1 protein-coding gene is annotated in these 14,612 nt (G+C 39.1%); it reads right to left on the reverse strand.

The annotated features are described in order from the left end of the window. Positions 1-35 precede the first annotated feature (35 nt). On the reverse strand, positions 36-14,162 hold the full coding sequence (locus OYT91_RS11175; RefSeq protein WP_281238022.1) for a DUF8696 domain-containing protein: 14,127 nt from the start codon (positions 14,160-14,162) through the stop codon (positions 36-38). Positions 14,163-14,612: the final 450 nt, after the last annotated feature.

The raw sequence follows: 14,612 nt of genomic DNA on the forward strand, positions 1-14,612 counted from the left end.
GTGTGTGTTTTTTTTAAGCTTAGGGACTTATCCAACTATTTTCTGTTCAAATACAAATATCCTGATTTCTCAAAGGCATTATTGGCACTGTCTCTGTATTTCAGTATATAAAAATAGGTTCCTACGGGTAATTCTGATGATTTCTCTATGGTTACTCGACCTTCGGAAACTCCTTTAAAAGCCCTATCTTCATTATTGTAATGCTCGCGTTCGAATACTAAAACACCCCAACGGTTGAAGATTTCTATCGAATTCTCCGGATAACATTCTAAGCCTTTTACATAAAACTTGTCATTGATCCCTGCCGAACCATCAGGTGACACTGCATTGAAGACTTCTATTGCACAGCCCGAAACACTCAGTACCGTTGGATTATCATCCACCAAATTCAACTCGTCCGATTTATCTTCTACTACTTTTCCGCTTGGTGCGGTACCATAAACAGTAGCTTGATTTGAAATACTTCCTAAATTAATATCTGATTGCTTAATAAAATACAAGCCCGAGAAATGTGTCGTACTGACTTCTCCTATGGCCAATGTTAATGGAGATCCTGACATGATAACTCCTGGTAATGGATCACTAATAATTACATTACTCAATGGTGTATTACCTGTATTGGTTATTTCAAAACTGTAGGTAATGGTTTCCCCTGGCTGTGCATATCCATCGTTGTTCTCATCCCTGAATTTCGCCGTTTTCACTAAAGCAATACTAGGCCTTTCTACTACAATAGTGATCGTGGCTTGACTGCAATTGCTAGGATTGGCTTTCTCACAAATGCTGTAATTTAAGCTATAGCTACCCCCTGGTGTATTGCCCAACACATTCAACAGCCCATCTGTTCCTATTGTGAAATTTGGACTTGGTGTCAATGTGATACTTACATCTGAAGCCTTAGCCGGCAATCCATTGATTGTATCATTTGACAATACATTGAGAACTCCTGTTAATGCTTGAGTTCCATCTACTGTTCCTGCATCGTCATTGACCGCTAGAATATCGGCATAGGTTTTACAACTGATTCCAAAATCTAAATTCAAATTAACTTTTACTGATTCTGTAAACTGAGCGTACAAAATAGTATTGGTGGTTAAACCACAGTCAACATAACTTTTTGATTTTTCTGTACGCGCTTGTTTTAGTGTTCCGCTTGGCAATACTTTAACCAATCCAGAAGCTGACATCGCCTCAGAAGCTTGTTCAAAATTAGCTTCTTTTATAAACTCAATTTTATATTCTCCATAAGCTCCTTGTGGCGCTCTTGTTCTCCAATAGCCTTCAACTCCCATCGTTACGCTTCTGGAGAATCCATTAGGACCCGTTACAAATATATTAGGAACATTTGTGGTTCCATTTCCAAATCCGGCTGCGTTCAATTCTCCCGCATTTTGGATCCCTTTATAACTTCCATCGCCATTAAAATCAACCCATTCCCATTTACTGAAATCAATTACGCCATTTGCATCTGGTATGTTTTTGGTCACAAGACCATCGTTATTGGCATCGTACCACTCATCTTGCACTCCATTGTTGTTTAAATCGTACCATACAAAATCACCTAAAACTAATAAATCAGTTTTATTATATCCAAAATCAATCTTTTGATACTTACAATCTTCTACTTTTAATATCAAGAAACTTGGTGTTGTATTATACAACTCTTGGGCCGCATTCAAATTCGCGTCTTGAACTTGGATTACATAATCCCCCGCTACCATTCCTGTAAATGAATAGCTGCCATCTGCTTTGGTAATACTCAACAAAATTGGACCGGTAGTAGTATTTATTGGTTTTAAAGTCACCGGAACATTTCCTAAGGGGGTATTAGTAAGCTCATTTTTAATTAAACCCGATATAGCTGTTGATAAACCACAACCAACTGTTACTGTAACTATAGCCGTATCACAATTATTTAGGTTTAATTTATCACAAATGGAATATGTCATTGTATATGTCCCAGACGGTGTAAAGGCTGCCATTTCAACTGTCCCATCTGATTTTAATGTCATAAAGCCCGTTGGATCAGCTGTGACTGTCGATATTAGTACATTGCTCAAAGTAGCTTTGGCCAAATCTACAGCATCATTATCCAATACATTTAATACCTCTTGAACTGAATTGCTGCTCAATAAAGATCCCGATAAATCATCAGCAGCAAATATAACCGGTGGGGCAGGTGAAGGAATATCATTTACTGTCAAGTTAATATCTGCAATATCACAAATTGAAGGCAATGTTGTTGAACAAATTTGATATTGTAAGGTATAATTTCCTATTGCGGTTCCTGCCGCAACTGTTAGAGTGCCATCTGCATTCAGAGTAATCCCTGATGGATAAGCTCCAACTTGAGTTACAGCAACAGTATTGAAAGTAGCGGGAGTAAACACAACTCCATTCATATTATCGTTCATTAACACACTTTCTGTAATACCTCCAAATGCTCCAATTATAGGCAATAATGAGTCGTTCACTGCATCAACATCTATAACTTTAATTATAACTGTAGCTTGATCACAAATAGTTGGGTTCACTATATCACAAATTGAATATATAATTGAATAATTTCCTGCAGGTGTATTAGATGGAACATTAATAAACCCGGTTGCTGTATCCAATATTGGCACTAGTGAACCAACTCCAATTGGAATTGCAGGTGTAACTACTGAAATTATAACTAAATTACTATTTAATGATTTCCCATTTATTGTATCTGGATTTGTAGGATTTGCATCCAATACATTTCCTGCATTTGTAGCACCTACTTTACTAACTATTGGAGCTAACAAATCATCTTCTGCTATAACAATTGGATTTTTAACAGTAATATTAATTACAGCAGAAGAACAATTTGACGGATTTATTTTTTCACAAATAGTATAGAATATAGTATAAATACCAGCTGGAACACTAGGTGGGATAACTATTTCATTTGAATTCAAATCAACTTTAGGAACAGGGAAGTTCTGACCTGAAGGTAAAATGATATCCGTTACGGTAACAATTACTTTATCAAAAGTTATTTTTATTCCATCTAATGTATCTTCTCCATTACCATGATCTTCATTAAATGGTTTTAAAACAACAACATTTAAAGTATTGTCAACAACTATATCATCATTTTGCGCTTGAATAACTGCAGCACCTACGACTACTATTGAAGTTACCGTATCGCAATTTGTTGGATTTGTCACTTCACAGATGGTATAGGTTACATTATAGTTTCCTGCTGGGGTGCTAGGAGCTACTGTTACCGTACCATCCAGATTTAAGATTAAGCCTGTGGGTACGTTTACTTCTCTCAAGGTAACTTGCCCGGGGTTAGTCCCTATCACTACAGGATATCCGTTTAGGTTGTCATTGCCTACTAAAGAAGCTGTTGTACCTCCTGGCAAGCCGTTGATCGGTATTGTAGTTTCAGTTATCGCATCGATGATCGGTGTGCTTACAAAAATCGTCACAATAGCTGAATCACAATTCGCTAAGTTTGCAATTTCACAAATTTGATATGTCAAAGTATAATTTCCAGCAGGAGTACCCGCTGCAACAACAACATTGTTGTTAGCAAACGTGATTCCAGGATTTGTTGCATTAACAAAACTTATTTGTACATCTGAAGCCTTTATTGTGTTACATTTTAACAAATCATTTGATAACACATTAGTAAATGAAATTCCACCAGTGTATCCATTTACTGGTGATCCAATATCGTCATTAGCAACAATAAAATTAGTTACAAGTAAATTAGCTTCACATATTGTTTTGTTGCCACAAGAGTCTTCAATAGTTATAATAATAGTTGTATTACCTGACATAGCTATAGATCCAACGGCAGGTAATTGTGTAACAATCAAAGAATCCCCAGCTGTACAATTATCGGTTGCAACTATACTTTTTGTAAAGTCAGGAACTAATGCTTGGCAATTAGAATCTGAAGCTACTGTTTGATTAGTTGCACAAGAAATAATCACAGGCGCCTTGGTGTCTTGAACCGTGATGGTTTGAACGTGAGTCGTAGTAAGTCCACAAAGATCCTTAGCTATCCATGTTCTTGTTAAGCTATAACTTCCTGCACAAGTTCCAGCTGTGGTTGTTTCAGTGTAGGTTACTGTTGCCGTTCCACAATTATCCGTTGCCGTTAATATTGGAGCTGTTGGTACCGCTGAACATTCTACCGTTACATCCGTTGGAAGAGTTTCTACAAATGTTGGTGCCGTGGTGTCTTGAACCGTGATGGTTTGAACATGAGTTGTAGTAAGTCCACAAAGATCCTTAGCTATCCAAGTTCTTGTTAAGCTATAACTTCCTGCACAAGTTCCAGCTGTGGTTGTTTCAGTGTAGGTTACTGTTGCTGTTCCACAATTATCCGTTGCCGTTAATATTGGAGCTGTTGGTACCGCTGAACATTCTACCGTTACATCCGTTGGAAGAGTTTCTACAAATGTTGGTGCCGTGGTGTCTTGAACCGTGATGATTTGAACGTGAGTCGTAGTAAGTCCACAAAGATCCTTAGCTATCCAAGTTCTTGTTAAGCTATAACTTCCAACGCAAGTTCCAGCTGTGGTTGTTTCAGTGTAGGTTACTGTTGCTGTTCCACAATTATCCGTTGCCGTTAATATTGGAGCTGTTGGTACCGCTGAACATTCTACCGTTACATCCGTTGGAAGAGTTTCTACAAATGTTGGTGCCGTGGTGTCTTGAACCGTGATGATTTGAACGTGAGTCGTAGTAAGTCCACAAAGATCCTTAGCTATCCAAGTTCTTGTTAAGCTATAACTTCCTGCACAAGTTCCAGCTGTGGTTGTTTCAGTGTAGGTTACTGTTGCTGTTCCACAATTATCCGTTGCCGTTAATATTGGAGCTGTTGGTACCGCTGAACATTCTACCGTTACATCCGTTGGAAGAGTTTCTACAAATGTTGGTGCCGTGGTGTCTTGAACCGTGATGATTTGAACGTGAGTCGTAGTAAGTCCACAAAGATCCTTAGCTATCCAAGTTCTTGTTAAGCTATAACTTCCAACGCAAGTTCCAGCAGTGGTTGTTTGTGTATAGGCTACAGTTGCAGTTCCACAATTATCTGTTGCCGTTAAAACTACTGCAGTTGGAATCGCAGAACATTCTACTGTTACGTTAGCTGGTAAAGCTTCTACAAATGTTGGAGCTGTGGTATCTTGAACCGAGATGGTTTGAACATGAGTTGTAGTAAGTCCACAAGCGTCCGTTGCAATCCAAGTTCTTGTTAATGTATAACTTCCAACGCAAGTTCCAGCAGTGGTTGTTTGTGTATAGGCTACAGTTGCAGTTACACAATTATCTGTTGCCGTTAAAACTACTGCAGTTGGAATCGCAGAACATTCTACTGTTACGTTAGCTGGTAAAGCTTCTACAAATGTTGGAGCTGTGGTGTCTTGAACCGTGATGATTTGAACGTGAGTCGTAGTAAGTCCACAAAGATCCTTAGCTATCCAAGTTCTTGTTAAGCTATAACTTCCTGCACAAGTTCCAGCTGTGGTTGTTTCAGTGTAGGTTACTGTTGCTGTTCCACAATTATCCGTTGCCGTCAATATTGGAGCTGTTGGTACCGCTGAACATTCTACCGTTACATCCGTTGGAAGAGTTTCTACAAATGTTGGAGCTGTGGTATCTTGAACCGAGATGGTTTGAACATGAGTTGTAGTAAGTCCACAAGCGTCCGTTGCAATCCAAGTTCTTGTTAATGTATAACTTCCAACGCAAGTTCCAGCAGTGGTTGTTTGTGTATAGGCTACAGTTGCAGTTCCACAATTATCTGTTGCCGTTAAAACTACTGCAGTTGGAATCGCAGAACATTCTACTGTTACGTTAGCTGGTAAAGCTTCTACAAATGTTGGAGCTGTGGTATCTTGAACCGAGATGGTTTGAACATGAGTTGTAGTAAGTCCACAAGCGTCCGTTGCAATCCAAGTTCTTGTTAATGTATAACTTCCAACGCAAGTTCCAGCTGTGGTTGTTTGTGTATAGGCTACAGTTGCAGTTCCACAATTATCTGTTGCCGTTAAAACTACTGCAGTTGGAATCGCAGAACATTCTACTGTTACGTTAGCTGGTAAAGCTTCTACAAATGTTGGAGCTGTGGTATCTTGAACCGAGATGGTTTGAACATGAGTTGTAGTAAGTCCACAAGCATCCGTTGCAATCCAAGTTCTAGTTAATGTATAACTTCCTGCACAAGTTCCAGCAGTGGTTGTTTGTGTATAGGCTACAGTTGCAGTTCCACAATTATCTGTTGCCGTTAAAACTACTGCAGTTGGAATCGCAGAACATTCAACTGTTACGTTAGCTGGTAAAGCTTCTACAAATGTTGGAGCTGTGGTATCTTGAACCGAGATGGTTTGAACATGAGTTGTAGTAAGTCCACAAGCATCCGTTGCAATCCAAGTTCTTGTTAATGTATATGAACCAGCACAAGATCCCGCAGTGGTTGTTTGTGTATAGGCTACAGTTGCAGTTCCACAATTATCTGTTGCCGTTAAAACTACTGCAGTTGGAATCGCAGAACATTCTACTGTTACGTTAGCTGGTAAAGCTTCTACAAATGTTGGAGCTGTGGTATCTTGAACCGAGATGGTTTGAACATGAGTTGTAGTAAGTCCACAAGCATCCGTTGCAATCCAAGTTCTAGTTAATGTATAACTTCCAACGCAAGTTCCAGCAGTGGTTGTTTGTGTATAGGCTACAGTTGCAGTTCCACAATTATCTGTTGCCGTTAAAACTACTGCAGTTGGAATCGCAGAACATTCTACTGTTACGTTAGCTGGTAAAGCTTCTACAAATGTTGGAGCTGTGGTATCTTGAACCGAGATGGTTTGAACATGAGTTGTAGTAAGTCCACAAGCGTCCGTTGCAATCCAAGTTCTTGTTAATGTATAACTTCCAACGCAAGTTCCAGCAGTGGTTGTTTCAGTATAAGCTACTGTTGCAGTTCCACAATTATCTGTTGCCGTTAAAACTACTGCAGTTGGAATCGCAGAACATTCTACTGTTACGTTAGCTGGTAAAGCTTCTACAAATGTTGGAGCTGTGGTATCTTGAACCGAGATGGTTTGAACATGAGTTGTAGTAAGTCCACAAGCATCCGTTGCAATCCAAGTTCTTGTTAATGTATATGAACCAGCACAAGATCCCGCAGTGGTTGTTTCAGTATAAGCTACTGTTGCCGTTCCACAATTATCTGTTGCCGTTAAAACTACTGCAGTTGGAATCGCAGAACATTCTACTGTTACGTTAGCTGGTAAAGCTTCTACAAATGTTGGAGCTGTGGTATCTTGAACCGAGATGGTTTGAACATGAGTTGTAGTAAGTCCACAAGCGTCCGTTGCAATCCAAGTTCTTGTTAATGTATAACTTCCAACGCAAGTTCCAGCAGTGGTTGTTTCAGTATAAGCTACTGTTGCAGTTCCACAATTATCTGTTGCCGTTAAAACTACTGCAGTTGGAATCGCAGAACATTCTACTGTTACGTTAGCTGGTAAAGCTTCTACAAATGTTGGAGCTGTGGTATCTTGAACCGAGATGGTTTGAACATGAGTTGTAGTAAGTCCACAAGCATCCGTTGCAATCCAAGTTCTTGTTAATGTATATGAACCAGCACAAGATCCCGCAGTGGTTGTTTCAGTATAAGCTACTGTTGCCGTTCCACAATTATCTGTTGCCGTTAAAACTACTGCAGTTGGAATCGCAGAACATTCTACTGTTACGTTAGCTGGTAAAGCTTCTACAAATGTTGGAGCTGTGGTATCTTGAACCGAGATGGTTTGAACATGAGTTGTAGTAAGTCCACAAGCGTCCGTTGCAATCCAAGTTCTTGTTAATGTATATGAACCAGCACAAGATCCCGCAGTGGTTGTTTCAGTATAAGCTACTGTTGCCGTTCCACAATTATCTGTTGCCGTTAAAACTACTGCAGTTGGAATCGCAGAACATTCTACTGTTACGTTAGCTGGTAAAGCTTCTACAAATGTTGGAGCTGTGGTATCTTGAACCGAGATGGTTTGAACGTGAGTCGTAGTAAGTCCACAAAGATCCTTAGCTATCCAAGTTCTTGTTAAGCTATAACTTCCTGCACAAGTTCCAGCTGTGGTTGTTTGTGTATAGGCTACAGTTGCAGTTCCACAATTATCTGTTGCCGTTAAAACTACTGCAGTTGGAATCGCAGAACATTCTACTGTTACGTTAGCTGGTAAAGCTTCTACAAATGTTGGAGCTGTGGTATCTTGAACCGAGATGGTTTGAACATGAGTTGTAGTAAGTCCACAAGCATCCGTTGCAATCCAAGTTCTTGTTAATGTATATGAACCAGCACAAGATCCCGCAGTGGTTGTTTCAGTATAAGCTACTGTTGCCGTTCCACAATTATCTGTTGCCGTTAAAACTACTGCAGTTGGAATCGCAGAACATTCTACTGTTACGTTAGCTGGTAAAGCTTCTACAAATGTTGGAGCTGTGGTATCTTGAACCGAGATGGTTTGAACATGAGTTGTAGTAAGTCCACAAGCGTCCGTTGCAATCCAAGTTCTTGTTAATGTATAACTTCCAACGCAAGTTCCAGCAGTGGTTGTTTGTGTATAGGCTACAGTTGCAGTTCCACAATTATCTGTTGCCGTTAAAACTACTGCAGTTGGAATCGCAGAACATTCAACTGTTACGTTAGCTGGTAAAGCTTCTACAAATGTTGGAGCTGTGGTATCTTGAACCGAGATGGTTTGAACATGAGTTGTAGTAAGTCCACAAGCATCCGTTGCAATCCAAGTTCTAGTTAATGTATATGAACCAGCACAAGATACCGCAGTGGTTGTTTGTGTATAGGCTACTGTTGCAGTTCCACAATTATCTGTTGCCGTTAAAACTACTGCAGTTGGAATCGCAGAACATTCTACTGTTACGTTAGCTGGTAAAGCTTCTACAAATGTTGGAGCTGTGGTATCTTGAACCGAGATGGTTTGAACATGAGTTGTAGTAAGTCCACAAGCATCCGTTGCAATCCAAGTTCTAGTTAATGTATAACTTCCAACGCAAGTTCCAGCAGTGGTTGTTTGTGTATAGGCTACAGTTGCAGTTCCACAATTATCTGTTGCCGTTAATATTGGAGCTGTTGGTACCGCTGAACATTCTACCGTTACATCCGTTGGAAGAGTTTCTACAAATGTTGGTGCCGTGGTGTCTTGAACCGTGATGATTTGAACGTGAGTCGTAGTAAGTCCACAAAGATCCTTAGCTATCCAAGTTCTTGTTAAGCTATAACTTCCAACGCAAGTTCCAGCTGTGGTTGTTTCAGTGTAGGTTACTGTTGCTGTTCCACAATTATCCGTTGCCGTTAATATTGGAGCTGTTGGTACCGCTGAACATTCTACCGTTACATCCGTTGGAAGAGTTTCTACAAATGTTGGTGCCGTGGTGTCTTGAACCGTGATGATTTGAACGTGAGTCGTAGTAAGTCCACAAAGATCCTTAGCTATCCAAGTTCTTGTTAAGCTATAACTTCCTGCACAAGTTCCAGCTGTGGTTGTTTCAGTGTAGGTTACTGTTGCTGTTCCACAATTATCCGTTGCCGTTAATATTGGAGCTGTTGGTACCGCTGAACATTCTACCGTTACATCCGTTGGAAGAGTTTCTACAAATGTTGGTGCCGTGGTGTCTTGAACCGTGATGATTTGAACGTGAGTTGTAGTAAGTCCACAAGCATCCGTTGCAATCCAAGTTCTTGTTAATGTATAACTTCCAACGCAAGTTCCAGCAGTGGTTGTTTGTGTGTAGGTTACTGTTGCTGTTCCACAATTATCCGTTGCCGTCAATATTGGAACTGTTGGTACCGCTGAACATTCTACCCTTACATCCGTTGGAAGAGTTTCTACAAATGTTGGTGCCGTGGTGTCTTCAATTGTGATGACTTGAGTAAAAGTAGCAGACGAATTATCACAAACGTCTTTAGCGATCCATGTATTTGTATACGTTCCACTATTTGCACAGGAACCTGCGGTAAACAAACCGCTGGTTTTGGTATACGCTACTGTTCCACCACAATTATCCGTAGCGGTTGGCCCTTGTGATTGTGCGGTAGCCAAACCAGTAGCATCACTGCATTGTAACGTGATATTTAAAGCGTTTGCCGATGTGCTCCATGTTGGCGCTGTTGTGTCTTGAATAGTAATCGTTCTTGATACAGAAGCTAAAGCTCTTCCACAACTATCTGTTGCTGTCCAAGTTTCTATAACTGTTCCTCCACAAGAATTAGTTGTTGCTGAAAAAGTTGAAGCATTTGAAGTACCGCTGATTTCACAACCTCCTGATAATCCATTGGTAAATGTAATAGTACTTGGTGCTGGTATTGCACCACAGCCTACCGTAATAGCAGCAGGAGCAGTCATCGTTGGTAAAGCTGCTGGGCTTACTGTAATTGTTCTGGATTTTGAAATTATTCTTCCAAGTTCGTCAGTAAAAGTCCAACTTTCAGTAACAGAACCATCACATGAAGATGGTATCGCACTTAGGGTTGAAGTTACCGAGCCACTAATGGGGCATGTTGTTGAATTATTAGTATAACTAAGAGTACTTGTCGTTACTGCTCCACAAGCTACAGTAATATCTGACGTAGTAGCAAATTGTGCCGCTGGCGCAGCAAGAATTGTCAAGGTTACTGAAGTTCGCGTTAAACTTGAACACGTTCCGTTAGAAGTTTCTCCATATAAAGTTCTTGTCGCAGCAGTTGTACTTACTAAAGTTGCAGGACTTACAACATTTCCTCCTGTTGAGGCATCATACCAAACAATACTTGAACCTGATGGAACTGTAGCAGTTGCCGTCAAAGTCTGTGATGAACCTGTCTCACACACCTCTACATTAATTGGTGCCGTTGGGGCAGCAGGTAATAGATTGATCGTCACAACAACACTTCCTGTCATGTTAGCTGTACAACTTGTAGTTGCATTAGTCGCCACAACGGTATAAGTACCTGCAGCTGTTTTGTTTCCAAAACTAATCGCGCTTCCAGTTCCTGCAACTGCTACTCCGTTATTAACGCCTCCTAGTTGTAATTGATAATTTACTCCTAATTGAGAATTTGCTAGACCTACCACAACGCCTGTACCTCCTGAACAATAAGCACCGCCGCCTGTTACAGCATGTGCTATGGGCAAAATATTAAAAATCACATTCACATCATCACTCGATGCTGTACATGGTGTATTGGAAATCGTCCAACGCAAGGTATAAGATGTTCCTGCAGTGCCAGAAAAAGTAGTCGTTGGATTAGTATCCAAAGCAAATGATCCACCTGTTCCACTTACAATTGTCCATTTTCCAGTACCCACTGTAGGAGTGTTTCCTCCAAGGGTAACAGTCGTAAGTCCACAAGTCGTAGCTCCAGTTTGGTCGGCTCCGGCATTGGCTGTAGTTGGTAAAGCATTAACGGTTACGGTCGGTGTTCCTGTAAAACTTGTACCTGAACAATTGGCGTCTGAAAGAGCAGTTATAGAATATGTTTTTATTGAAGTTGGACTTACTGAAATAGAATAAGGACTTGTTGTAATTCCTGTAACACTTGTTGGGGTGGTTCCATCAGAATAAGTCAAATTCCATGGTTGTACGCCAGTTAAAGCAATACTTAAATTCGTACTACTTCCATTACAAATGGTTGCTGTTCCGCTCAAATTACTTGATGGTTTTGCTTTTACTGTAACAATTGCAATTGAAGAAGTAGCCGTACAAGTTCCACTCTTTAATATTGCTCTATATGAAGTTGTAGCACTTAAGTTTGTAACAGTTATACCTGTTGAAGTTAAGGCAATAGTTGTTCCTGCTGTAGCAAAATTATCTAATGAAGATTCCCATCTAATTATCGTTCCAATATGTCCAGATAAAGTCAAAAGCGTACTATTAGTACCCGTACAAACTGTCGCTCCTCCAGCAACTGTTCCTCCAACAGATAATGGATCAACAGTTATGGTAACTGAGGAAGTTGGATCTGAATCACCTAGTGTAGAAATCGCTACTCTTCGGTATTTTGTAGTTGTTGTTAATCCAATAGGTACATCATATGTTGCGGAAGTAGCACCTGAAATTATATTCCAAGCACTGAATGGACTAATAGAACTTTCCCATCTATAGCTTATAGTTCCTACTCCTACTCCAGAGGCTGTGTTGGAAAATAAAACTGGATCGCCTCCGCTACATATTGTTTGATCTGCAGCAATTGAACCTGCAAAAACAGTAACTTTAACATAAGCGGTAGCTTTATCACAAATATTTGGTGACAAACTAGTTGAACAAATCTCATATTCTATTGGATAAACCCCATTAACTGTACCTGATGCTACAGAAATAATTCCTGCTCCATTTATTGTTAAAGGAACTTGGGTTTTTGGTGTTATACTAGTGTTTGTAGAAGTTACTAATACACCATTTATAAAATCATTAGCCTTAACTGAAGTTGCTAAAGTCGTACCAGATATTACTGTTGCAAAAGGGTTCAAAGCACTTCCATCATTAACCGCATCAATTGGAATACAATTGATTACTACAGGGGTTGAAGCTACCGAAAGCCCACATTCTTTTGTTCCTGCAACCGAATATGATCCTGTTTCCGTAGGGACATAAGTTTGGTTTGTGGCGCCTGGTATCAAGACATCATTTAAATACCATTGGTATGGCTCTAACCCTGGCTCAGCCGTTAAGGCCGAAACACACCCAGAACCGTTTATTGTAGGGGCAAACTGTTGGGTGGCATTATCATTATACGAAGACAAGTAAGAAGCCATAGAAAACCCTCCTTCTGACTGCACCATACTCAAACTCATTCGAACAGAAGATGTAAAAACAAGGTTTGTAGGATCACCTAATTGAGTATTTGTAAATCTCATAATGTAATAACCAGAACTGCCTATTTGATATCTTGAATTACTTGTCAAAGTCTCCAAATTGACACCATTTATAAATACTGGAGCAGATGCATCATTAACTAAAACATACCCAAAATATTTTAAGTTGGTAGTATTATCATATTTTAAAAATTTAATAGTTTCTACACTATAGGAACCCGTACAAGGACTTATAGGCGCAACACAAGCCATATCAACTTCGCAACTTTGTGCTGTACCAGAATATACTATGATTTTTTTATCAGCAGAAATAATTGAAGCTGAATATTTTACACCATCTATACCATGAAAAATACTTTGATAACTTCCAGCAGTTGGCAAAAGGTAGTTATTTGTAGCTGTTATGGTTCCTGCAGTATCAACAGTATTTACAGTAACTCTTGTATTGTCTTCAGTAGCAATAAAAACGGTTTGTTCTGGGAAATTTAAATTAGTACTAGTACCTCGAGTTGTTCCACTCCCTCTAACCACTAAATAATTTGTACCCAAAACTCGAACAGGGGGAATTTCATTCAAAACTGAATCTCCACAACCAGTTGGCGTATCTCTCCATTGACCAGAATTCATTACAACTGGTTTAGTAGAAGAAATTAATGATCCGATTGCTGTTTGAAAAAGATAACACTGGCCTGCATTCAAAGTAACCAAAACAGTCCCATTTATTGATACCACAGTGTTGTTATCAATTGCCATAACTGAATAAACAGGTGCTGCAGTTGCAGCTGGAAATCCTGTTGGTGCATAAGCATAAAGCCCTGTAAAATCTGATCTATAATATCCAACTCTAAAAGAAGAACCTATTGCTTCATTACCATAACTTGCTAATGAGGCATTTCCTTTAATCTCTGTAGGTCTGCCACCATTTACTGCATCACTTTCAATATTTCTTACAGAAACTGCAATAGGTAGAGTACTTGTAAAAATCAACCCTCTATCACTGTATATAGTATTGATGGCATTTGCAGGTTTTGATGCAGGGTTGCCTGTTGGTCTGAAAGCAACAGGTGAACCTGAAGTAACACTCATCGTTGTAATTGCAGTTCCATCACTTTTGGTAATGGTCACACTAGCTGTCCCTGAAGGACATGAAATAATAAACTCATTCGCTCTAGAAGAATAATCCCATGGAGCCGCTGCTATATAATGTTTTGTAGAATATTGTGAAAATCCTTTAGTTGTAAAGAGTAAAAACATTACAATAAGTAATGAGCCTTTAATAATACTATTCCCTTTCAAAGTAAAATTCTTCATAAATACAATTGATTTAAGTTTTGAAACAAACAAAACGTATATTGATTTTTAAACAGTTGAAAGAAATACTCCCTCAGTAAAAAAACCAAAAACCAGGCAAGTAAAACTCACCCGAAAACAGATTAAAGTTCCTATCGAAACAATAATCATTCCAAAACATTCAACTATACACAAAAATGTTGAGAGAAGAAAAAACAATAATTTTGATAAGCCTAAAGAATTAAGCTTAAGCGAAGTAAAGTTTCTCATAATCAATTCAGTATTAAGTTCAAATAGATTGGGTAAAACAAAATTATACAATTATTAATTACTTATTAACAAATTTCGTTAAACTACAAATATTATCGTCAATTAGCATTTTTATCAAAAAAAAAAGAGTAAAAATCTAAATAACACGCAATTATACAATCAAAAATGATTTTTTTATATGAATTTCAAAATAAATAAAAA

Origin of the sequence: Flavobacterium praedii (assembly GCF_026810365.1) — a bacterium.
Taxonomy (GTDB): Bacteria; Bacteroidota; Bacteroidia; order Flavobacteriales; family Flavobacteriaceae; genus Flavobacterium; species Flavobacterium praedii.

Coding starts and splice junctions, on each gene's coding strand:
- OYT91_RS11175 (WP_281238022.1), bottom strand. CDS start 14,162: ATGAAGAATTTTACTTTGAAAGGGAATAGTATTATTAAAGGCTCATTA.